Genomic DNA, 22,290 nt, shown 5'->3' on the forward strand with positions numbered 1-22,290 from the left:
TTTCGTCGTCTTCGCATTCGCTTTGAGCGTCGCGCCGACATTCACGAAGCATTCCTCAAACTCGGTTGCTCCCTCGTCTGCTGGAACATCTTCAGACGTACGGAGCAGTCTTTTTGAAACGGTCTCTTAGCGCATCTCTTTTCTTGGTCTCAAGCTGACCCTAGCGCAGAAATTGGCTGATCTTGAGGGCCGCCACAGGACTTCTGCGAGGGGGTCAAGAGGATTCGCTACACGACAGTGCTTTCCAAAACCTGCTCTGACTTCCAAGTGAAGACTTACTGAACTGATCAACCTCAAAAAATCGCTGACGCTACGCTGCGACGTGAGGACATCGATCGCGAAGGCAACTCATGTAGAAGACCCGGCAGTGACAAAGCGCCTTTGCGCAACCCGATAACAGCGCATGACCGAGCAGCAGATTCTTTACAGTCACGTATTCAGCTCTGGCAATAGTCCCGCAGACGTGCAGCGTACTCGGTGCTGAATTGGGCAAACCGAGCGCGAATGTCAGCCCCCGGCCAGTTGCCCGGAAGCATTTCAGGGGGCAGGACAGGATCGAGCAGCAGATGCCGAAGAACTTTCGTGGCAGCCATGAAGCCATCCTTGAAATCTTTGGCGTGGTCGAGCTCGCGCTGCAGGCGCCGCGCCTCGGACGCCCACGCAGGCAGATCCCAGAGTGAGCGGGCCAACACTGAGGAATCGCGGTAGCGGACATCGCTGAAAAATGTGCATTGCTCCGCCACCGTGTCGTCGGGAAGGCGGAGCAGATTCGCTGGTCGAAGCCAGACGCCTTCGCGCAACTCGGCCAGCCGCAGAGCAACCATGCTTCGCCGGAGGGCGACACGCTCGACAAGGGGGCGCGATTCGGCGGTGACGACGGCCATCTCCCACGTATCATTCCAGGGCCGCGTAGCAGGCGAGCAGTCCGCTTCCTGTTGAGCCTGACGGCGCACGAGCCGCTCTGTCAGGCGGTAGACACCATCTTCGGTTATGACGTCGCCGTTGGCGGCCATGCGTGTCAGCGCCACCCGTGTCGTGCGCTCAGCGATTCCGAACAGGGCACCGACGCGTACCAGGGAGTTAACCGGGAGTTCTGGCGGATGAAGGCCCAGCAGCACGGTAAGTACGACGGAACGCGCCGTAAGGGGCTGCACCGCCGGCAGATGACGGTCTTCGGTTATCGACGCCATATGCGTTCCTCTTCTTCCTTCAGGATCGGCTTTTCCGATAACAACAAAATTGTCCAGTTCTGTAGCAAATGAGGTCTCCGTTTGTTCACGGGCAGCAAAAACCGCGCAGGCGGTGCCCGAAGCCGGTTTTTCGCCCGCGCGGCCACTGGAAGAAGTTCAGGCAGTTCTTTAAACCCGCGCGTCCAGTAGCGCACCGCATACATCATAACGGCCTGGTTGCTGCGTGGCGTCGGACGCTGTCATTAGGCGACCCATCTATCGGAGCATCCACTACACAGAAATGACGTCACGGGTCGTGGGCACGAAACAGCCGTACGGACGTTCGAGTTCTATATAGTTCGCTATCCCAGGTTTCGTCGTGCGACAGGACGTTGATCACGATAGCTTCGTCCAGGCTCCGAGTTACTGCCGGGTCTAACCCAACGGTACCGGAACCTCGAAGCCGTAGGCTGGCAGACATGACTTCCGCGATCTGTCTTCACTCGACACAGGGCGCGCAGCGGGACCGACTGTGGAACGGCCGGGAATTGCAGCCAACGTGTCACGTCAACGCAGCTCCGCCGGTTTTGCGCTTCATCTCCTGTCGCGCGTCGATCGAAAGCGGCTCCAGCCGTTTACTGATCAACCTGTCGAGCCCCGGCTGACAACGCTCAATCTGCCCCCCAGCGGGAGCTGATGAACCCGCAAACGGCGGCACGCTCGTCAGATCTCACCCTTCTGCGCGAGGCAGACAGCCCATATTGCCCCTAAGCGGCTTGCATGCTAGCACCAGAAAGATAGAACAAGTAGGTACCACAGGCACAGACGACTCCTTTGGTTAGCGAAAGTACCTGGTTGCGTCCTCCTCTCATGGATGTTACGTTTACGAATCGCGTAATTTTTTATCGTAACATCGGTAACTGAAAGGAGTTTTGAGATGGATCAAGAATTTGAACGTACGCTTCTGCGGCGCTGGTTCGATCTGCGTGACGCCAATACGACGTCAATGTCGGATGCGGTGCATCGGGAACCCACCGTCCACTACACCGATCCCCACCGCTTCGATCAGGAGATGCAGGCATTCTTCCGTGGTGCGCCGCGGATCGTCGGCCTGAGCTGCGACCTGCCGCGTGCCGGCGAATTCTTCACGGTCGACGTAGGCAGCGTCCCGGTGCTGGTAGTACGTGGAGAGGACGGCGGCGTGCGCGCCTTTCTTAACGTTTGCCGGCATCGCGGCGGCAGCGTGGCACAGGGTCGGGGCGCCGCAGGCCGCCTGTTCAAGTGCTCGTATCATGCCTGGTCCTATGACACCAAAGGGCGGCTTCTCGGGCAGCCTTCGGCTCAGGAATCTTTCGACGATGTCAAGCCTGGTTGCACCGGGCTTATTCCCCTGGCAGCGGCAGAGGCCAACGGCCTGATCTTCGTGCGACCAACGGCCGACGGCGACCCCATCGACGTCGACAGCGAGCTGGCGGGCCTCGCACCGCAACTCTCGAAGATCGACTTCGACGGCTTCAGGTTCTTCGCCGAACGCCACAGCAGCTGGGCAATGAACTGGAAGCAACCCTTTGACACCTTCCTTGAGGCCTATCACATCTTTTCGCTGCATCGGGACTCCCTCTCCAAGGAGGTGCTCTCGACGCCAATGCTGGTCGAGTCATCCGGTCCGCATGGACTTGGGCTGGTAATGAGCCGGTCCGGCCTGCGCCTGCTCGACCGCGATGAGCGCGAGTGGCACCTGCGCGGACATGGGAACCTGTTCTTCTGGCTGTTCCCTAATACCATCCTGAACCTGCCGGCCCCTGGCCACGTTGAGCTGTGGCAGTTCTATCCGGAGAATGACGCCGTCGATCAGACCCGCGTGCACGTCCGGTTCTACACCCCGGGAGAGCCCGAGAGCGAAAAGGAGCGGACGTTCTGGGACAAGATGGTCGACTTCACGATGAGCTTTGTGGGTGAGGATTTCGAACAGCAGAAGACGATCTTCAGTAACTTGCGCGCCGGCATCCTGCCGGAACTGATTTTCGGCCGCAACGAGCCTGCACTTACGCACTATCACCACAACATCGACCGCGCGCTTCGCGCCGCCAACGCAAGCCCGCAAGCCCGCGAGCCGCAGGTTGACCATACGTCTTGAGGGGATAGCCGATGTCGATAACTCAGGGTTTGCAACGATCGGTGCAGTCGACGCCGGATGCGGTCGCCACACGATGTGCGGGCCGCGTCCGAACATTTGCGGAGCAGGCCGACCGGGTTGGGCGGCTTGCGGCCGGGCTGCGCGGGCTGGGACTCGAACGCGGCGGTCGCGCAGCCATCATCAGTCGCAATAGCGACCGGTTCCTCGAGTTCCTGCTTGCGGCGTCCTGGTCCGGCGCGGTCTTCAACCCGCTGAACCTGCGCTGGAATGCCGACGAGCTCGCGCCTGCGCTGATCGAGTCCGGCAGCCGGATCGTCGCCGTCGACGACGCGGCGCTACCGCTGGTCAAACACCTGCGAGCGAGCTGCCCTGACATGTGTGTACTCTATTGTGGGGAAGGCGCAACCCCGGCGGGCACGATCGGGTTCGAGGAGCTGATCGCCAGCTCAACACCGATGGATGACGTTCATTGCGACGGAGGAGACCTCGCAGGTCTCTTCTATACAGGTGGCACCACAGGGCGGCCCAAGGGTGTCATGCTCAGTCACGCCAATCTCGTGACGGCTGCATTAGGTCCCGCAGCCACCGGACCGCTGCTGACGGAAGGGGGCACCGTGCTGCATGTCGCTCCGCTATTCCATCTTGCCGGAATCTGGCCATGGCTTCTACAGATGCTCATCGGTGGGCAGCATTCAGTAGTGGAATCGTTCAAGCCCGAAACCACGAGTGCGATTATCGCCGCAGAAGCAATCACTGACGTGTTGCTCGTCCCGACGATGATCCAGATGCTTGTCGGCCATCTGGAGGAGTCAGGCCTGCGTTTGCCGAGCCTGCGAAACTTGCTCTACGCCGGGTCTCCCATTCCCGAGGCGCTACTGGATCGCGTCGAGCAGGTGCTGCCGGGCGTCGCTCTGACCCAGATCTACGGTATGACCGAACTCGCGCCGGTAGCAACGATCCTGCGCCCGGCCGATCACGTCGGCATGCGCCGGCGCACCGCAGGAAAGGCTGCGCCACACACCCTGGTCAAGATCGTCGATCTGGACGATCACGAGCAGCCTCGCGGTGAGCCGGGAGAGATCGTCGCGCGGGGCGCACAGGTGATGCTGGGCTACTGGAACCAGCCCGAACTGAGCCGGGCGGTGCTACGCGGCGGCTGGATGCACACTGGAGACGTTGGCGTGATGGACGGCGATGGCTTCGTCCAGGTCATAGACCGGCTCAAGGACATGATCATCACGGGCGGTGAGAATGTGTACTCGGTCGAAGTGGAAAACGCCATAGCGGCCCATCCGTCTGTGGCTGCGTGCGCGGTCATCGGCGTGCCCGATCCAGAATGGGGAGAGCGCGTGCATGCGGTGGTTGTTGTGGTCCCGGGTGCTTCGCTAACGACTGAGGACCTTCGCAACCACGTAACGGCTCGGATCGCGCGTTACAAGGCACCGCGGTCACTCGAGATCGTTGATGCGCTCCCGATCTCGGCTGCGGGCAAGATTCTCAAGTCCCAACTGAGGAGACAGGCGCATGTCTCCAACACCGAATAACCGCGTTCGTGGCTACGGCCATCCCGCCGTGCATGGCGCCTGGTGCGCCCAATCGATGCCCTTCCTGGGGTAGACAGTGGATCCGGCCGCACCAGCCGAGACGGCACTAAAGCCGTGCCACTGGATACTGCTTCTCATCGTGGACATGTTGATCGATGCGACCGGCAGTGGCTACCCGCAGAACAGGACAGCGAACAGATCTTTGTTGATCGGGTCACGGGCATTGATCAACAACTGCAGCCGGAACAGGACACCCCACGCGTTGCGACTACCGCTCGAAGCAAGCCGCTGCCGACTGCTCGTGACCGTATTTCTATCCGTCTTCAATGACTTCGGGCAAACAGGAATTGCATGTCCCCATTCCCGGTCGCCTGATCCGCGGTGGTGAAAGGAGGCAGAACTCCTGGCATCGCTGGCGTCTTTTCTGCCAGAAAGGAGATGAATAAGGCGAACCCGGAATCGCCTCAGAACAGACATGGTTTCTACCGACATTAATAGATATCCGAGTCTTATTAAATTCGTATTACTAATTAAATAACGGAGACGGGTCTGGCCTGCGTTGCCAGGGACGGACACCAAACAAGGAGGTAGGCATGCTTTACGCTTCGAACGGAAAAAAATCCACCGCCGGTCAGACCACGCCGCGAACTTTAAAGAAAAACGGCGCATTGGCGCTTTCCTCGTTATTGCTCTGTCTGACAGTTAATGCCAGTGCGGCTGAAGGTATTACATACGGCGGCCCGCGCGGTGGGACGGACATAGGGGGAGCATACCTACCTCCAGTCAGTGGATTCTATGGGATTGCCCTTGGCTGGGGAGCAACAGCGAATGGGTATTATGGCAATAACGCGCGCAGCGATAGCGCCGTGAAGTTTGACGGCACTCCGATAGTCGGTGGCCTCGGACTCCTGTATGTGTACCCTTTCAAGTTAGCCGGGGGCACGTTGGCATCCAGCGTTCTGGAAACTTACGCCTTAGTGGCTCGCCTTTGTCTGAATAACGTATGCAAGAACCAGAATGGTTTTGGCGACCTGTACAGCGACATCCTGATGTGGAGCAAGTACCTGGGAACCGGTGGCGCGGCAAACAACCTGCCCTACGGGCTGACGGTGAAGGCCGCCATGTCGATGAGTTTTCCGACGGGAAAGTACCGCGCCGATTCGCCCGTTCCGAATTTCGGGTCCAATCTGTATCGCATCATCCCCAATTTTGCACTCACTTATCTCACGGGTCCGAATGTCCTCGGAGACGGGGTTGAGATTTCAACGCAGTTCTTTTATGGCGTGACACCCACTAACGATGCAACTCAGTATAAATCCGGAGACACCATCGATATCGACTTCGCCGTCTCGCAACGCTCCGGCCGTTGGCAGTACGGTATCGCGGGAAACTACGCGGTCCAACTCAACGACGACAAGCTCAACGGAACGGTCGTGCCAGGAGGCGACAGGCTTGGCCTTGTGACGCTAGGGCCTGTGGTGTCTTATGAAATTCCTAGCTGGAAAAGCGTTGTCAAGGCCAAACTCCAGCTTCCCGTCTATACCAGGAACACCGCGCATCAGAGTGCGCTTCTCGTCACACTCGTCAAGGCATTCTAGACAGACGCACCACGCACGCTATATCCGGTCTACGCGCGGCTGTGTGTTTCAGAGTTCCAGGACTTGAACGACGTGGCCTCTCGTATCCGGCATGGTTGCGGCAACACGCGGATTCTGGCGTCAAGCTGCGGCGACCCTGCCCGCCAGGGTCGCCGATGTCAGAAAACGCGTCGTACAGCAAGCGGGCAGTATATCTGCGGAACCCGAACGAATTCACATCCCGCGTAGCAGACCAATCACTGCGGGATCTGGACTCCGCCTGAAGGTATCGCCCGGTTCAAACACTGCTTGCAATCGCCACAGCGGATGCCTATTATAGACCATCGTGTCGGACTATTAATTGCGAATGGGGCGATGTGCCCGCGACGCCGTGGCCTTGAGGAGTCGCCATGCGAGAAGCCGACACTCAACTGAAACACATCAAACGGACCTGTCTATGGAGACACTAACAATAGAGGAACGGTGCACCCTGGCTTACAAGTTCTGGACGGGAATCTGCTCGACGGTCGTTTTCGCGTGTCTGCGTGAGCACGGCCAGGACAGGATCGTCGAACTCGAGCGCCGTAGCATCAACCATCACCAGGCGAAGCATTTTCTGGAGGGTATGCGAAAGCTCGGACTCGATAACGAACCCAACGATGTAATCCGCTGCGCCAAGTACCACTATTTTTCCAACTCCCTTGGTGGCCTCCCGATGGATTACGTGGAAGAGTCACCCGAGCGTGTATGGATTCGTTACCTCGCTCCGTACTGGATGGGCGACAGTCCTGTGCAGCCATCGTCCGGGCCGGCGGTTTTAGGGGCTGAATTCGGACGTGCACCGTATCTGGGCTGGCATGCAAACAATGGCGCCTATCTGGGCAATGACCGCCTTGTTTTCGTCCAGACGCAAAGTCTCCTTGATGGCGATCCATGGGATGCCGGCTATTTCACCCTGCACGACCGCCCGCTTGAGCCGGGTCACGGATACCTGCGACGGATCGGTGAGTGGGGGCCGCGATTCGAGCCCGCGCGTGCGCCGGCGCTACCTCAGGCAGACTGGCCCCCCGAACGGCGTCTGCGCGCATTGCGCAACTTCGCCATCGACTTTACAGCCAGCCGATGCAGCACATTGGCGGAAATACTGGGGCCGGAGAATGCTGCTCGCGTCATCGAGCATGCGTTCACCGTTTTCCTGGCCCAGGGATGGGAAGCGCTTCCCCGGTCCGTTGGAATCCAGAAGATCGAATCAGCAATCGACGCGGCCCGATATTTCGCCGCAGTCGCAGAGATCACCGGTGATGCCGTTGACATCGACCTGACAGGCGATGTGCCCGTCATTCATCAGCGGACGATGCGCTTCTGGAAGGGGGTGCCAGCACCTGTTCCAGAAATCGACCAGGCGATGGCACGCGCGTGGTCCAAGACACTTAACTTACACGCGCAAGGACTCTCTTGCCGTCTCGTCCAGGGGGAATCCTTCGGCTACCGGTGGATCTTCGAAAAAGGTGACACGTATGAATAGCATCGATCAGAACAGTGCAGGCGAACGGGTGAAAGATACGACTGACGCGGCGAACGTATTCTGGTCGAGCATCAACTCTGCGCTGACGCTGTCCTGTATCAGGACGTTCGGCCAGCACGAGGCAGCAACGGTCGAGTACGAGACGCTGCGAAGAACGCATGAAATCACCCTTCTCTCGTTGTCTGCGGACGCTGGAGCCAATTCCGTCCTGAATTGCGTCCGGACCCATTTAAGGCTGGAGGATGGTTCTGGCATTCAGCCTGAGTGGGTCGAAGACGCTGCCGGCAGGCACTGGCTGCGCTATCGTCCACCGTACCGGACGGGTGACGGCCCCTTTGCGCCAGCGACCGCGCCAGCTGCACTGGGACCCGAGATCGGCCAGGCCTGGTTCCGGGCCCGCCACGCCACGACAGCGCTGACCGTCGGCGGCCCCACTGTCATTTTCGTGCACACGCATAGTCTCACCGAGGGAGACGCGTGGGATGCGGGATATTTTGTCGACCGTGGTGAGCCGGTGGCGCCTGGAAACCACTACGAACGCCGTACTAGCGAGCGAATCCCGACTTTTGACCCAGCACGCCTGGTTGCACAGCTACCGCAAACTCGCGCCCCCGCATCCGCAATCGGCCAGTTGTTGCGGGACGCGGCATCGCGGATGATCGTCCTGTGCGAACGACTTGGCGTTGTCGCCGCCGCCGCAGTTATCGAGCACGCCTTCCGGGTGGTCCTTGTTGAACGTTGGCAGTGGCTTCCGGCGGCGCTCGGTCTGACGCCAGTGCGAACTCCTCTGGCCGCAGCGCAACTGTATGCAGGCACCGCGCGCCTGGCCGGAAACGAGGTCGAAGTGGAAGACCATGGCAGCTACGCGCTCGCGCACCATGCAACAGACCATCTATGGGACAGCTGCGCGAATGTTCCGGTCGCCGTTCGCGAGGCAATCATCAGGGCATGGTCGGCCGCGCTTCCACATCACGACTTCGATCTGCGCGCGAGCCTCGCCAGGCCGCTTTCCAGAAGTGATCTTCGCGTCGCAATCCATTTCGACCGCGGAGGTCCCGGTGACTGATTTGATCCTCCGGTTTGCATCGGGTCGGGAGAAAGAGACGCTTCTGCGTTGAGCGATGCTTCATGTTTGCAAGGGGTAGCGGCGCGCTGTTCCTTCACATGAAGGCGGACTCATCTGCATCACGAACGACAAGACAATTCTTCCAGCTCGCTTAGGCCGAAGGGAGTACGTGGTCGACGCGAGCGCGAGGATGCGGTGTGCGACCGTTGATTGCAGGAAGAGCGACACTGCTGATATGAATATTCAGTTCCGGCATCAAGCCTTGGGAAGGCCTGTTGAGCCGGCTAAAGATGGAGGGGACAATGGTTCGAATCACACAAATGCTACGTCGTGCTGTACAAATCAATCCGGACGGACCTGCGACAGCTTGCGAGGGGCGCACGCGAAGCTGGCGGGAATTCGAGGCGCGCGTAGTCCGGCTTGCCGGCGCACTGACAGGCCTCGGTTATGCGCCAGGCGATCGCATCGCGATCCTCGCGCTGAACTCTGACCGCTATCTCGAGTATTTTTTCGCGATGGCGTGGGGCGGTTTTATCTTCGTCCCTGTCAACACCCGTCTCGCCCCGCCTGAAATCGCTTTCTGGCTGACCGATTCTGGTTGCACGGGGCTGTTCATCGACGACGCTTTCGTCGGTACGCTCGATCAACTGCGTACGGCTGCGCCGGACGTTGGCCACATCATTTATGTCGGGGACGGGGCGGTGCAACCAGGGATGCTGGCCTATGAAGATCTGATTGCGCAGGACGGAACGCTTGCCGATTCGGGCGGGAGCGGCGACGCATTAGCGGGCATTTTCTACACAGGCGGCACGACTGGCCGTTCGAAGGGCGTTATGCTCAGCCATCGCAATATTGTAGCCAATGCGATCAACTGCGCGCCCGACTTCAATTTCTCGCAGGACACTGTATGGCTGCATGCGGGACCTATGTTCCATCTCGCCGACGGCGCGGCGAGTTTTCTCGTGACCGCGCTTGCGGGCAGGCATACTTTCATCCCGCGCTTCGAGCCATCAGCATTTCTTGCGGCGGTCGAGCGGGAGCGCGTCACTGACACGCTTTGCGTACCGACGCTGCTCAACATGGTCCTGAATCACCCGGACCTTTCGAGCTATGACACGTCGACGCTTCGCACATTCATGTACGGCGGCTCGCCTATGCCCGAAGCTCTCATTCGACGTGCGCTTGAATTGATGCCGCGTACCACGTTCGTCGGTGCCTATGGACAGACGGAGGCGACACCCGTCATGACATTGAATTCGCGAGAAAACCATGTGCTGACAGGGCCGAACGCCAAATATCTCAATACTGCGGGACGAGCCGTCATCGGTTGCGAGGTGCAGATCCTTGATCCAGATGACAGGGAAGTTCCGCACGGAACAGTTGGCGAAATCTGCGGGCGGGGCGAAAACATCATGCTCGGCTACTGGAACCAGCCCGAACTCACTGCCCGCACCCTGCGCAACGACTGGCTCCATACTGGCGACAGTGGCTATCTGGATGATCAGGGGTTTCTTCATGTCGTCGACCGCCTCAAGGATATGATCATTTCCGGCGGCGAAAACGTCTACCCGGCAGAAGTAGAACAGGCGCTTTACCTTCATGCCGACATTGTGGAATGTGCTGTGTTCGGGGTGCCCGACGAAACCTGGGGCGAGCGGGTCCATGCTGTGGTGCGTCTCAAGGACGATGCCTCGGCCCAGGCAACTGACCTGATCGCTCACTGCAAGTCGATAATTGCGAACTATAAATGCCCACGCAGCGTCGACATTACGTGCGATCCGCTGCCTAAGTCAGGGGCAGGAAAAATCCTCAAGGTCGCGCTGCGAAGACCATTCTGGGAGAGTAAAGATACAACGGACCAGTGAGCCAGAGCGAAGCAGCCTGGCCAAAGGAATGTAGTCACCCGGCCCGGTTTGAGCAGGCCACAAGCCAGAAGGTCGAACACCGCGACCCATGCAACAGAAGCAATGGATCGGAAAAGACAAATCGACGATCAACTGGGCCTTCTGTGCAAAGCTGTTCGCAGGAGGATGCTGGTTTGATTGGCCAGTGCGCTGCGCGAGGCAGGCCCATCGAGTCTGCATCATCGGCGGCGCACCTACAGCCTGGGTCGATGCGCGCGCCTTCATACGCCTGCATCATTTCAGGTAGTAAAGGACTGACCGGCGATCGCGTTATCTGGCAAGCCGCCGAATGTTACACCCCAGTCCGGTCGGTCAGCAGACGTTCGTCGATGGATAGCTGCTCGAAGGTCGCTTTCGCCAGGCTCTATGACCGCAAGTCGCCGTTGGCTGCGGCAGACCTCTTCAATGATCGTGCCGTTGGTTTCTTCGACAGTTTTTAGCATCCCGCTGCGGCGCGCGCCGGCTGATCGGGATACAGGATATTGCGGAAATCCCGAGCACCACGATACGACCTATATCTGGCCGTCGGAAACATACGCCCCATTCGCATAAAGGCCGGGGCACCCCAAACAAACGCGATGGTGGATCGGTTGCACAAGACCATGCCTGACGACTTTTACCACGTGACATTCCGCAAGAAGGTCTACGATCCCGATTGATGCCGATTGACGCCATGCAGGTCGACCCTGATGTATGGCTTGCCAGTACAACAGTGAACGCGGGCATCAAATACGCCTGTGTTACGGCAAGGCACCGGCCGCGCACCTTCTGCATTCGCTCGCCAGGAGAAGCTCATCTGCGATTGATCGCGTCTTTTCTCTCGGCCCGATTACTGTCAGATCGAGTCCTGGCTGGTACATCAGTCCTTCCCCTGACGTCGATCAGTCTATCGTCGCGCCGTATCTCTCAAAGGAGCTGCGCCATCGTGACGGCTTTCCGCGTGCGCGGCACCGCTGCTGGCAACTGCCGGACATCCAGCTCTGATTGCCGCTCTACGGGGTGACGCACAGAGCGAAGCCCAGCCGTGGCATGCCGGCACGGCGCATGTCAGGACGCCTGGGAAACGTAGACCACACCCGCCCCCACCAGCTGCGCGACCTCGGCCTCATCATGGCCCAACTCGCGCAGCAGTTCGCCGCTGTCCTGCCCTACCTGAGGCGCCGGGGAGGGCAGCTCACTTGCTGTGCGGTCGAAGCGCGGCGCTGGCGCGGGCTGCACCACGCCGTCCGATTCGACAAACGTGCCACGTGCCACGTTGTGTCGGTGGTGTGGTGCCTCGCTCATCGACAGCACGGGCGCAAAGCAGGCGTCGCTGCCCTCGAGGAGTTCGCACCATTCGTCGCGGCTACGCGTGCGAAACAGGGTAGCCAGCCGGGCCTTGAGCGCCGGCCACTCGCTGCGCTCCCACTGCCTCGCGAACTGCGGATCATCTATTCCACACTTCTCCAGCAAATGACGGTAGAACTGCGGCTCAATCGGCCCGATCGATACATAGCGCCCATCCGCACACTCATAGTTGCCGTAAAAATGGGCCGAACCATCCAGGAAATTGCTTTCGCGCTCGTCGCGCCAGAAGCCCTTCCCCATCAAGCCGTATTGCGCGGCCATCAGTACAGCGGCGCCGTCGCTCATCGCTGCGTCCACGACCTGCCCCTGTCCGGAGCGCTGCGCCTCGAACAGGGCCGCCGTCACGCCCAGCGCCAGCAACATGCCACCACCACCGTAGTCGCCCACCAGGTTAAGTGGGGGTGACGGTGGACGGTCACTCGGCCCCATTGCATGCAGGGCGCCCGACAGGGCAATGTAGTTCAGGTCGTGCCCTGCTGCCTGTGACAGCGGGCCGGACTGGCCCCAACCGGTCATACGTCCGTAGACCAGCTTGCGGTTGCGCGAATGACAGGCCACGGGGCCGAGCCCGAGCTTCTCGGTTACGCCGGGACGGAAACCCTCAATCAGGATATCGGCGCGCCCGATCAGCTCGAGCACAATCTCTATGGCGCGCGGATCCTTCATGTTGAGCGCAATCGAGCGGCGCCCCCGATCGACTACGCCATCGTTGCGCATCAGGGATTCAAGCGCGCTGTTCCCGCCAGACGGAATTCGGTCCACGCGTATCACCCGTGCACCCATGTCGGCCAGCATCATGCCGGCGAACGGCGCCGGGCCAATGCCGGCCAACTCAATCACGGTGATGCCTGCAAGAGGTCCTGACATGTCAGACCTCCCGCCAGACGGGCGCGGGAAGGCTCAGCGCTGCCAGCGTCGGCAGCGAATCCACGAAATGGTCAATCCAGGGGTCGTTCATTTTGAATAGTCAGGTGATAGCGGGAGCTGCATCTCAAACCGCACGCCGTCCATCCAGATCACGCGGTCGGATGTTGGGACGAACGGGCTTCGCAAACGTCGCGCGTACGACTCACGCGCTTTGCTTCTGAATGAGGTGGGTCAATCAAACTCGTCAATTCATAGACCGACGCGTCGAACTATTATATAAAGGGGAACCCCCGCAAGTCCAGCTAACGGCGGCCCCGGCACTCGATAGAGTTCGCTCGAAGATGTAATATTCTGGCGGCGCCGACGGGCGGCGAGATACCCACAGGATTGGAGAAGATTGATGCCACGAGTACGTTCGGATGACTATGAGACCAAGAGTCAGGCTATCCTGGACAGCGCTGCCGCGCTGTTCGCCAAGGAAGGTTACCCGGGCGCCAAGATGCAGGACGTCGCCAGCGCATGCGGAGCAACAAAGTCGATGCTCTACCATTATTTTCCGACCAAGGATGATCTGCTTTACGCGATGCTCAAGGAACACCTCGAAAAAACGATTGCCGCAATAGAGGAAGTGGCCGCCATGCGCGGATCGGGCCTGGAACGCTTCAATTCACTGGTGCAGGTGTATGCGCAGAAGTCAGCACAGTCGCGCAGGCGGCACGTGACGGCCATGAATGACATGAAGTACCTTCCGAAGGCCATGCAAGCGCCGTTGCTGGTCCTCGAGAAGAAGATAACGGATCTGATTGCCGCAATGCTGCGCGAACTGAAACCTGGCCTTCCCGGCAAGATGTACAAACCGTACACCATGCATCTGCTTGGCATGCTGAACTGGACGGACTACTGGTACAGGCCGGGGGGCGAGCTCAAGCCGAAGGATCTGTGTGCACAGATATCGCACCTTTTCCTGCGCGGATTCCTCGCTGACATGCCACCGGCCTGAAAACTGCGCCAGTATAGGGTCATCACAAGATTGCCTTTCCCGGTCGCCATTGTGGCATTCCTTGGGCGGGCTTCCGGGCAAAAGAATATGCCCGGCCGGTTCCCACGCGCCTCCGGCGATCAGTGTCGAAGCCCGCGTTCGATCACACCGTCCCCGATATGTCAGCGGGGTCCGGATCCGCCCGGCCGACGAAAAATAACGGAGAACCGGCGCAAGTTCACCATTCAGACGATTGCACGCGGTTGCGGGGCCAGCACCTCCTTGAGCGGTATTGACGCATCGGCTAATGCCTCCACGTCGAGGGGGCCGGCCTTCCCAACGGCGCGCTTGGACAGCATGAATTCCATCGGTCGATTGACAGCGTCGGCAGCGATGAGCATTCCGTCGCGCAGGTAGAACGCACAAAAGCTGCGCGTCTCTACCGCCCCGCGCAATATGCAACGGTCATAGCCTTCCGACAGACCAACCATCTGCAACTTCAGGTCATATTGATCAGACCAGAACCAGGGAATGGAGCCATTCGCCCTGGGCTTGCCACACAGCACCGCCGCTGCTGCACGCGCCTGCTCCAGCGCGTTCGGCACCGATTCCAGACGGATGCGCCGTCCGTACAGGGCGCTGTCATGAACCGTGCAGTCGCCCGCGGCAACGATGTCCGGGTCAGATGTTCCGGAAAATTCGTTGACGACGATCCCGCCGTCCACGTCAAGCCCCGCTGCCTGAGCCAACTCCACATTGGGCAACATTCCGATGCCGGCCAGTACTACATCGGCCTCCAGCGTCGTGCCATCACTGCACGCGACTGCCTCGACTGCGCCGGTGTCACTGCATATGATGCGTTGCACCGCAACTCCGGTGCGGATCGTCACGCCAGCTTCGCGATGAATGGTCTCGTAGAACGCTGAAAGCTCAGGCCCGGTCACGCGGGCGAGCACGCGGTGCTGCGCCTCCAGCACGGTGACTTCCGCGCCGAGCTTGCGTGCCGAGGCGGCAACCTCCAGGCCCACATAACCGCCCCCAATCACCACTAGGCGGGCGCCCTGCCTCAGATCGCCCCGGATCCCGTCAGCGTCAGCCCGGGTTCTCAGGTAATGCAGATTGGGCGGTGTCGCATCAGCTCGCATCCCTTCTGCGATCACGGTTCTCGGCCGCCCGCCCGTGCAAAGCGCCAGTTTGGTATAGGCGAGCGTGGAGCCATCACATAAGCGGACCGTTCTGCTGAGGCGGTCGATCTGCTCGACCCTCACGCCGGGTCGCAACGTCACGTCAGCTTCTGCGTATGCCTGCGCAGGCCTCAATTGCAACGAATCATCCGTTGCAGTTCCGCTGAGATAAGCCTTGGATAAGGGCGGCCGCTGGTACGGAAGGGAGTTCTCGGCGCCAATCAGCGTGACAGGTCCGGTCCAGCCCTGTTGCCGTGCAGCGAAGGCAAGCTCCACGCCAGCGTGGCTTGCGCCGATAATGAGCAACGTAGCCTCAGAATTCATGACTTTCCCTGAATGTTAGATAGATCTGTTTGGCCTATATTAGACCGACGCGTCGGTCTAATATAGGCCAAACACGGGACCGGTTCAAGTACCATCCAGCCGCCCGTGTCTGCCGATACAGCGCGCGAAAACGGGCTTGCCAGCGACACAAGCCGCAGCCGAGGAAGGGGTCCGCCAGTGGGCCTCCCTCCTGCGTCAAAGGGCGTCGATGCCCCAATATTGCTGCGACTGTTACGTCGTGCCTGCGGAACACCAGCATGTGAAAAACACCGCCGCGGAAAAACCTGTGGCAAGAATCCGGTGCGCTGCTTCAACCCGACGGGGAACTGCCCACTACTCCCTTGTCGTGCAGTCGCCCGAATTGCGCCGAGTCCACACCGAGCAGTTCAAGCAGCACCTGTTCGGTATGCTCTCCGAGCACGGGGGCTGGGCGGGAAGGTTCCCGGGGGACGGCGGAAAAATCCAGCGGTATGCCCGGCAACAGGCAAGGCCCGACCCCGGGCTGCACGGCGGTGGCGAACATCGGGTTGGCTTCCGAGCAGGACGGATCTTCCCGCACCATCTGGTCGACTGACTGGTACCGCCCCCAGCACACGGCATGCAGATCGAACTTCGCCGCCACGGGCTCAAAATCACGACTGCCGATCCACTGTTCCACGATCCGGGCGATTTCTTCCCGGGCACGAAAGCGGTTGCCTTCCTGGCTGAGATCCATTCCGAGCCGCTCGCCGAGTTGCGCCATCTGCGGCGCAGTTTCCGTCGCATCGGTCAACGAGCGCCACTGCTTTGCCGTCAGTCCCACGACCATCACGCGTTCGCCGTCACGCGTTTTAAAATCGCGTCCGAATGCGCCGAACAGATAGTTCCCATAGCGCTCGCGCCGCTGCCCAAGCTGTGCCTCGGCGATGAACCCCAGATGTCCCATCACAGCCAGCGCGACATCCTCGAGCGCCAGCTTGACGTACTGCCCCTGCCCGGTGCGGCGCCGATGTCGTTCGGCGGCAAGCATCCCGGTCGCCACCATCTGGCCGGCAATCAGATCCCATGCGGGCAGTACGTGGTTGACCACCTCTGCGCCGTCTGCAGGGCCAGTCAGCACAGGCAGACCGACGCGCACGTTCACCGTGTAATCCACGGCCGAACCGCCGTGGCGGTCGCCCTGCAACGTCAACTGGATCAGGTCGCCGCGCTGCTCCCGCAGCTTCTCGAAGGACAACCAGCCGCGCGGCGGGAAATTGGTCAGCAGCATGCCTGCGTCCTCGCCAGGTGCGCAGATCAGCGCCGCTGCAAGCTCCCGCCCCTCGGGCGACGCGAGATCAAGCGCCACCGAACGCTTGGATTTGTTAAGCCCGCACCAGAAAAGGCTGACGTTGTCCCCCGTCACCGGCCAGCGCCGATAGTCCAGGCCGCCACCCAGTGCATCGATGCGGATCACGTCAGCACCCATCTGTGCCAGCGTCATGCCGCCCAGCGGCGCCGCCACAAAAGCCCCGGCCTCGACAACACGCAGACCGGCGAGAATGCCGTCGCCCACATTCATGCCGGGCTCCCTGCAGGAACCGGCGTGAGCGCACCCTCCAGCAGGCTGCGCGCGATCACCTTGAGAGCCAACGTCTCCTCGGCGCCCTCGAAGATCGAGAGGACGCGTGCATCGACGAAATAGCGGCTGACCGGCGCTTCCTCGGCATACCCCATGCCACCGTGGATTTGCAGGGCCTCGCGCGTCACCAGTTCGGCCGAGCGACACGCCAGCAATTTGACCAGACTTGCCTCCATCCTGCCCCCACCCTGGTCGAGCACCCGCGCGGTATCGTAGGTAAGCTTACGGCACGCGGCAAAACGCGCTGCCATGCGTGCGAGCTTGGCCAGCGTGAGCGGGTAGTCGAGCAACGGCGCACCGAATACCTTCCGGTCCGTGGCATACAGGAGCGCCGCGCGCAGGGCCGCCCGCATGACGCCCGAGGCGCGCGCCGCAGTCTGCATGCGACCACCCATCATTCCGGCCATGGTGAAATAAAAGCCCTTTCCGAGACCGGATGAACCGCCGATGACATTGGCATCGGACACAAAGAAATCATCGAAAGCGAGATCGAACGAGTGCATGCCACGGTAACCGATAGTCGGAATGGCGTTGCCGGTGAGACGTCCGCCTTCGGGCTGGGCATATTCGAAGGCATGCGTGTCGTACGAAGGTTTTTCGACGAGCATGATGCTCAATCCGCGATGGCCCGCCGTCCGGTCGGGATCCGTGCGTGCCACCACCATGAGAAGGCCGGCTTTGCCGGCAAATGTGCACCAGGTCTTGGCGCCGTTGAGCAGCCAGCCGCCTTCGGTGGGCGTTGCCTTCAGCGCCAGGCCAGCCACGTCGGAGCCATAGTCCGGTTCCGTGATCGCAATGGCACACAACGGATCGCCCGCCGCGATTTTTGGTAGCCAGTGCGTCTTCTGCTCCTGCGTTCCTCCCGTGAGCAAGGCACGGCTCAGGATTTCCGGGCGCGTGATCAGACTTCCGGCAGCAGCCAGCGACGCTTCGGACAGCGCCTCCGTGACGACGACCATCATCAGCGTGTCGTCCCGGTCATTCGGGGCACTCCCGCCATACTGCTCAGGGATCGAAAGGCCGAATACACCCATCTCCCGCATGGGCTGCAGCAAGGATTCGGGTACCGTCAGGTCGTGACGGTGAATGGCTTCAGCCTGTGGCGCCACTATCTCGGCGGCGAAGCGTCGGAATGCTTCCTGGGCCATCGCCAGCGACCCGTCGAGCGCGACATGACTGAACTCGCCGTCGGCGCGCGTCAGTGCCCGACCCGCTGCGGCCAAAGCTTCAGCGCCGCAACCCGAGCGTCGCAGACTCGCCCACGACGGATCGGCCGCGAGTGCCTGCAAGGGATCCAGATCCAGCTCCAGTTCCAGATAGACCGACTCTAGCCGTGCAAGCACCGATCCCACCGCATCAACCACAAAGATCAGTGCCAGTCGGGTATCGAGTTCGTCCGTCCCGGCATCCGGGCCGCTCATCGCCACTTCGGCTGCCAGCAGTTCCGCGGCCGCCCACGCCAGTTCGAAGCTCGCGACCTGCCGCTCGTCAAGCAGGGAACCCACCAGCCGGTCTCCCGTGCTGCAGGTCGTGGCCAGCGCCAGTACCGCTTCTTCAAACAGGCGCCGTACCGATCCTGTCAGTCGCCTCGCGATCTCGATATCGCCCGGTCGGTAATTGTCCATTGTCATCTCCATTACTGTTGTGCCCGTAAGGCCGGGCATCGATGTACGGCATTGCGAACCAGATAGCAGTTGAGCCCGGCGCAACAGTCGACATGCCACCGGCCGGGGCGCGTGCCGGCATGGAGGCACCCGGCTGAGTCATGCCTGGTGCTCCTGTGAGGCTGACCGTCGGGGGGGCTGACGCCGCAGCAGCTCCTGCGCCTGCGCGACCACGGGCGGATCGACCATCTTCCCGCGATATTCAGCAGCGGCTCGGCCTTCCCTGCTAGCCGCCTCGAAGGCTGCGAGTACGCCCAGCGCATGCGCGAGCTCCTCGGGGCTGGGCGTAAATTCGTCATTGACCACCGTCACCTGCGACGGGTGGATGCAGAATGCGCCGACGAAACCTAACTGGCACGCAAGGCGAACCTGCTGGCGAAATGCGTCCAGATCGGCGAAATCCGCGATCGAGCCCGGGAAACCGAACGGCAGAATGCCGGCACGACGGCAGGCGTACAACACCATCTGGTTGGGTAACATCAACGCCTGTGGGACGGGCGCCATTCCGGCCGAGACAGAGAAGTCCTCCGAACCGAGAATCATCCCCAACAGGCGCGACGAACTCGTTGCAATGTCGTCGAGACGCGGCAGCGCCTGCACGTCCTCAATCTGCGCAATGACGCGTGTGTGTCCGGGTATCAGACCACGCTGGGCTTCGAGCTGGTCGAGTTTGCACGACACCTGATTCACGATATCGGGCGTGTTGACCTTGGGCAATACGATCGCGCTGACCGACGCTCCGACGGCAGCCTCAAGATCGGGTTCGGCCAGATCCCAGGGCTGATTGACCCGCACCAGCACCGCCGTGTCCTGAGCCGTGATCCTCTGCGCCCCCGATCGCACAAGGTGGCGAGCCGTCGCCTTCTGCGCCAGCGGCACACTGTCCTCCAGATCAAGGATGCAGGCGTCGGCACCACGCTCGTGGGCGCGTGCAATAAACTTCTCCACATGCGCCGGCACGAAAAGCATGGAGCGCCAGATCGGCGTGGAGACCGGGGGATACGGGAGGCTCATGGGATTCTCGCGAGGTTCACGTGATGACGGCACGGGCGCTCATGCCCACCATGCCCCCGGAATCGACGGTCCATAGCTGCACCGTGTGGCCCTGCAGGTGGCCGCACAACCGGAATGCGTCGGTGTCGAAAGTGGGGCGTAGCGCACGAAAACGAAAGTCAGTAACGACCGCATTGGGTCGTTCGCTATAGAGAAGATCCAGCAGCAGGGTTGCCAGCAGCGGACCATGCACCACCAGCGCCGGATAGAACTCCTGATGAACCGCGTAGTCACGGTCATAGTGAATACGGTGGCCGTTGTAGGTCAACGCCGAGAAACGGAACAGCAACACCGGATCCGGCGTAACGGTGCGGGACCACTGTGCAGCCGCGGGTGCCGGTTCGCCGGGTGGCAGCGCAACAGGCCCGATCGCCGCCTCGCGGTAAACCAGTGTCTGTTCTTCCTGGATACAGAGCCGTCCAGACTGGAGAAGCTCGTGCGCTAACTGGACGAACACGAGCGGCCCTGTCTTGCCCTCCTTGTGCTCAACTGAACGCACCGTCGAAACCTTGCGCGCTGGCTGACCGGTTACAAGCAGGCTCTGGACCTTTAACTGGCCGGCCGCCCACATGCGCCGCGGCAGCGGCACGGGTGGCAGGAAGTCTCCGCGTGCCGGATGACCGTCGGTGCCGGTGCCGGCGCGCGAGGGCGTGTCAAGAAAATACAGCCAGTGCCAGGGCAGCGGCAACGCGTCACCGGTGCGACAGGTCTGCTCATGATCAAGCAGGCCCGCCAGCGCGCGAGCAGGAAAGGGCTCGATGTTCTGCTCCGAGGTAACGGATTTGCCCACCCAGCCGCGCAGGTGTTCAATGTCGATATCGCTCATGTCAGCGTTTGGCTTCCGGTGTGAGCAGAGATATACCAAGTCCCACACGCCGCACGAGCCAGGCAGAGGGACGGTAGCGCGGATCGCCTGTGGCCGCCTGCATCTGCCTGAGGACGGCCAGCACCCGCTCGCCGCCGATCCTGTCACCCCAGGAGAGCGGCCCGTACGGGTAGCCCAGACCCAGCATGACCGCATCCTCCAGATCCTCGACCGATGCGATACCGCGCTGTGCGATATTGGCCGCAATGTTGACGATCGTCGCCAGCACCCGCTGCACGACGAAGCCCGGGCTGTCGTTGATGACCGTCACCGGGGTGCCATCGCTGGCCAGCAGCGCCAGCGCCGCATCGCGTGCCGTCCCCGTGGTGGACGCTGTCAGCATCAGGGTCCTGTGCCGCTCGAAGGGCGGTAAAGGATCGAGCGCAACACAGCGCGACGCATCGAGCCCGCGCTCAATGGCGGTCGTCGTGGCGTCGGTGCCCCAGGGCTGGACAATCAGCAGATCCGCCCGCGCCGGTTCGTCCACGCAACGAACGCCCGCAGCCGAGGCAAGCGCCGCAAGCGCCCCTGCGCCTGTCGCCTGCGGGTCGATCCAGACGGTCATGCCCGCGCTCAGCGCTGGGATGAGCCGCGGGGAACCGGTTTGCTTCCTGTCTCCGTCGTAGACATACCAACCCTCGCCGGTTTTGCGCCCATACAGGCCGGCGGCCACGCGGGGCGGCACGAGCGAGGACGGGCGAAAACGCGGCTCGTGCTGGAACTGCTCGTAGATTGAGGTCATGACCCTGCTCGAGACATCGAGACCGGTCAGATCCAGCAATTCGAACGGACCCATGCGGAACCCTGCAGCGTCGCGCAACAGATTGTCCACGTCAGCCGGGCTTGCGACCTGCTCCTCGACGACGCGCAAGCCCTCCGTGTACAGGCCGCGGCCGGCATGATTGACCAGAAAACCCGGCTGGTCAGCGGTAATCACCGCGCGGTGGCCCGCGCCATCGATCAGCGCGTGCAGCGTCTGCACGGTGGCGTCCGAGGTGCGCACGGCAGCGACCACCTCGGCCACCTTCATCAACGGCACCGGGTTGAAGAAGTGCAGCCCGGCGACGCGCTGCGCCCGGGCGCACGCCGCGGCGATCTCCGCCACCGTCAGGGATGAAGTGTTGCTGGCGAGGATGGCGGTATCGGCCACCACCGACTCCAGCGCACGGAACAACTGGCGTTTGGCTTCGAGATCCTCGACGATGGCCTCAATGACGATGCTGCAACCGGCCAGGTCGGACAGCGCGGCACAGACATGGATACTGCTGCAGATGCGCTCGAATTCTGCCGCGCTCAGGCTTCCTTTCTCAACGCCGCGCCTGATCTTGCCGATAACGAACTCGACAGCCCCGGCAGCAGCGCCTTCGAAGGCGTCAAAGCAATATACCTGGTGGCCGGCCTGGGCCAGCAACTGCACAATGCCGCGTCCCATGGCTCCGCCACCGACGACGCCAATCTGATGGATAGTGTTTGAAGAAGACATCG

Annotated in this window: 15 protein-coding genes and 1 pseudogene; 8 read left to right on the forward strand and 8 right to left on the reverse strand. The window is 61.2% G+C overall.

Going from position 1 to position 22,290, the window contains the following annotated elements:
- Window positions 1-117: pseudogene (locus tag NE850_RS00005) on the forward strand (IS5/IS1182 family transposase); the annotation flags it as partial.
- Window positions 118-437: 320 nt separating this feature from the next.
- Here NE850_RS00005 and NE850_RS00010 read toward each other — a convergent pair.
- A complete protein-coding gene (locus NE850_RS00010; protein WP_310698139.1) occupies window positions 438-1,190 on the reverse strand; it encodes a PaaX family transcriptional regulator C-terminal domain-containing protein in 753 nt (250 codons plus the stop codon).
- A 916-nt stretch (window positions 1,191-2,106) separates the two neighbouring features.
- On the opposite strand from NE850_RS00010, the gene NE850_RS00015 reads away from it, so the two are divergent.
- From NE850_RS00015 to NE850_RS00040, 6 genes are all read left to right on the forward strand, one after another.
- The gene (locus tag NE850_RS00015; RefSeq protein ID WP_310698140.1) at window positions 2,107-3,306 is read left to right on the forward strand and encodes an aromatic ring-hydroxylating dioxygenase subunit alpha; all 1,200 of its coding nucleotides are present in this window, start codon (window positions 2,107-2,109) and stop codon (window positions 3,304-3,306) included.
- Between the two features lie 11 nt (window positions 3,307-3,317).
- On the forward strand, window positions 3,318-4,850 hold the full coding sequence (locus NE850_RS00020; RefSeq protein WP_310698141.1) for an AMP-binding protein: 1,533 nt from the start codon (window positions 3,318-3,320) through the stop codon (window positions 4,848-4,850).
- 593 nt (window positions 4,851-5,443) lie between these two features.
- The gene (locus NE850_RS00025; RefSeq protein ID WP_310698142.1) at window positions 5,444-6,448 is read left to right on the forward strand and encodes a transporter; all 1,005 of its coding nucleotides are present in this window, start codon (window positions 5,444-5,446) and stop codon (window positions 6,446-6,448) included.
- A gap of 436 nt (window positions 6,449-6,884) precedes the next feature.
- Window positions 6,885-7,952, forward strand: coding sequence for a hypothetical protein (locus NE850_RS00030; protein WP_310698143.1), 1,068 nt, complete (start codon window positions 6,885-6,887; stop codon window positions 7,950-7,952).
- The gene (locus NE850_RS00035) at window positions 7,945-9,018 is read left to right on the forward strand and encodes a hypothetical protein (protein WP_310698144.1); all 1,074 of its coding nucleotides are present in this window, start codon (window positions 7,945-7,947) and stop codon (window positions 9,016-9,018) included. Before NE850_RS00030 ends, NE850_RS00035 begins: the two co-directional genes overlap by 8 nt.
- Window positions 9,019-9,320: 302 nt before the next feature.
- Window positions 9,321-10,883, forward strand: a complete 1,563-nt coding sequence (locus NE850_RS00040) for a long-chain fatty acid--CoA ligase (RefSeq protein WP_310698145.1) — start codon at window positions 9,321-9,323, stop codon at window positions 10,881-10,883.
- 1,086 nt (window positions 10,884-11,969) lie between these two features.
- Here the strand turns inward: NE850_RS00040 and NE850_RS00045 are convergent.
- Entirely contained in the window at window positions 11,970-13,136 is a 1,167-nt protein-coding gene (locus NE850_RS00045) for a CaiB/BaiF CoA-transferase family protein (protein ID WP_310698146.1), read from the reverse strand.
- A gap of 400 nt (window positions 13,137-13,536) precedes the next feature.
- On the opposite strand from NE850_RS00045, the gene NE850_RS00050 reads away from it, so the two are divergent.
- The gene (locus tag NE850_RS00050) at window positions 13,537-14,136 is read left to right on the forward strand and encodes a TetR/AcrR family transcriptional regulator (RefSeq protein WP_310698147.1); all 600 of its coding nucleotides are present in this window, start codon (window positions 13,537-13,539) and stop codon (window positions 14,134-14,136) included.
- A 224-nt stretch (window positions 14,137-14,360) separates the two neighbouring features.
- On the opposite strand, the gene NE850_RS00055 is transcribed toward NE850_RS00050, so the two are convergent.
- The 6 genes from NE850_RS00055 to NE850_RS00080 all read right to left on the reverse strand — a co-directional run bounded on the left by NE850_RS00055 (window position 14,361) and on the right by NE850_RS00080 (window position 22,288).
- Window positions 14,361-15,623 (reverse strand): FAD-dependent oxidoreductase, encoded by a 1,263-nt coding sequence (locus tag NE850_RS00055; RefSeq protein WP_310698148.1) that lies wholly within the window; start codon window positions 15,621-15,623, stop codon window positions 14,361-14,363.
- 310 nt (window positions 15,624-15,933) lie between these two features.
- On the reverse strand, window positions 15,934-17,163 hold the full coding sequence (locus tag NE850_RS00060; protein WP_310698149.1) for a CoA transferase: 1,230 nt from the start codon (window positions 17,161-17,163) through the stop codon (window positions 15,934-15,936).
- Window positions 17,160-18,848 carry an acyl-CoA dehydrogenase family protein gene (locus NE850_RS00065; protein WP_310698150.1) on the reverse strand — a complete coding sequence of 563 codons (1,689 nt, stop codon included), beginning with the start codon at window positions 18,846-18,848 and terminating at the stop codon, window positions 17,160-17,162. The genes NE850_RS00060 and NE850_RS00065 overlap by 4 nt, the downstream gene beginning before the upstream one ends.
- A 138-nt stretch (window positions 18,849-18,986) precedes the next feature.
- Complete coding sequence (locus NE850_RS00070; RefSeq protein WP_310698151.1) at window positions 18,987-19,901, reverse strand: CoA ester lyase; 915 nt, start codon at window positions 19,899-19,901, stop codon at window positions 18,987-18,989.
- Window positions 19,902-19,917: 16 nt separating this feature from the next.
- Window positions 19,918-20,766 carry an acyl-CoA dehydrogenase gene (locus tag NE850_RS00075; RefSeq protein ID WP_310698152.1) on the reverse strand — a complete coding sequence of 283 codons (849 nt, stop codon included), beginning with the start codon at window positions 20,764-20,766 and terminating at the stop codon, window positions 19,918-19,920.
- Between the two features lies 1 nt (window position 20,767).
- Complete coding sequence (locus tag NE850_RS00080) at window positions 20,768-22,288, reverse strand: 3-hydroxyacyl-CoA dehydrogenase (RefSeq protein ID WP_310698153.1); 1,521 nt, start codon at window positions 22,286-22,288, stop codon at window positions 20,768-20,770.
- Between the last annotated feature and the right edge of the window lie 2 nt (window positions 22,289-22,290).

The sequence above is a fragment of the Paraburkholderia sp. USG1 genome (genome assembly GCF_031570135.1).
GTDB classification, from domain to species: Bacteria; Pseudomonadota; Gammaproteobacteria; order Burkholderiales; family Burkholderiaceae; genus Paraburkholderia; species Paraburkholderia dioscoreae.

Excerpts from the sequence above, each read along its gene's own strand:
- NE850_RS00020 (WP_310698141.1), top strand. The coding sequence starts at position 3,318 with ATGTCGATAACTCAGGGTTTGCAACGATCGGTGCAGTCGACGCCGGAT.
- NE850_RS00065 (WP_310698150.1), bottom strand. The coding sequence starts at position 18,848 with ATGGACAATTACCGACCGGGCGATATCGAGATCGCGAGGCGACTGACA.
- NE850_RS00055 (WP_310698148.1), bottom strand. The coding sequence starts at position 15,623 with ATGAATTCTGAGGCTACGTTGCTCATTATCGGCGCAAGCCACGCTGGC.
- NE850_RS00040 (WP_310698145.1), top strand. The coding sequence starts at position 9,321 with ATGGTTCGAATCACACAAATGCTACGTCGTGCTGTACAAATCAATCCG.
- NE850_RS00030 (WP_310698143.1), top strand. The coding sequence starts at position 6,885 with ATGGAGACACTAACAATAGAGGAACGGTGCACCCTGGCTTACAAGTTC.
- NE850_RS00050 (WP_310698147.1), top strand. The coding sequence starts at position 13,537 with ATGCCACGAGTACGTTCGGATGACTATGAGACCAAGAGTCAGGCTATC.
- NE850_RS00080 (WP_310698153.1), bottom strand. The coding sequence starts at position 22,288 with ATGTCTTCTTCAAACACTATCCATCAGATTGGCGTCGTCGGTGGCGGA.
- NE850_RS00035 (WP_310698144.1), top strand. The coding sequence starts at position 7,945 with ATGAATAGCATCGATCAGAACAGTGCAGGCGAACGGGTGAAAGATACG.
- NE850_RS00015 (WP_310698140.1), top strand. The coding sequence starts at position 2,107 with ATGGATCAAGAATTTGAACGTACGCTTCTGCGGCGCTGGTTCGATCTG.
- NE850_RS00060 (WP_310698149.1), bottom strand. The coding sequence starts at position 17,163 with ATGAATGTGGGCGACGGCATTCTCGCCGGTCTGCGTGTTGTCGAGGCC.
- NE850_RS00045 (WP_310698146.1), bottom strand. The coding sequence starts at position 13,136 with ATGTCAGGACCTCTTGCAGGCATCACCGTGATTGAGTTGGCCGGCATT.
- NE850_RS00025 (WP_310698142.1), top strand. The coding sequence starts at position 5,444 with ATGCTTTACGCTTCGAACGGAAAAAAATCCACCGCCGGTCAGACCACG.
- NE850_RS00075 (WP_310698152.1), bottom strand. The coding sequence starts at position 20,766 with ATGAGCGATATCGACATTGAACACCTGCGCGGCTGGGTGGGCAAATCC.
- NE850_RS00010 (WP_310698139.1), bottom strand. The coding sequence starts at position 1,190 with ATGGCGTCGATAACCGAAGACCGTCATCTGCCGGCGGTGCAGCCCCTT.
- NE850_RS00070 (WP_310698151.1), bottom strand. The coding sequence starts at position 19,901 with ATGAGCCTCCCGTATCCCCCGGTCTCCACGCCGATCTGGCGCTCCATG.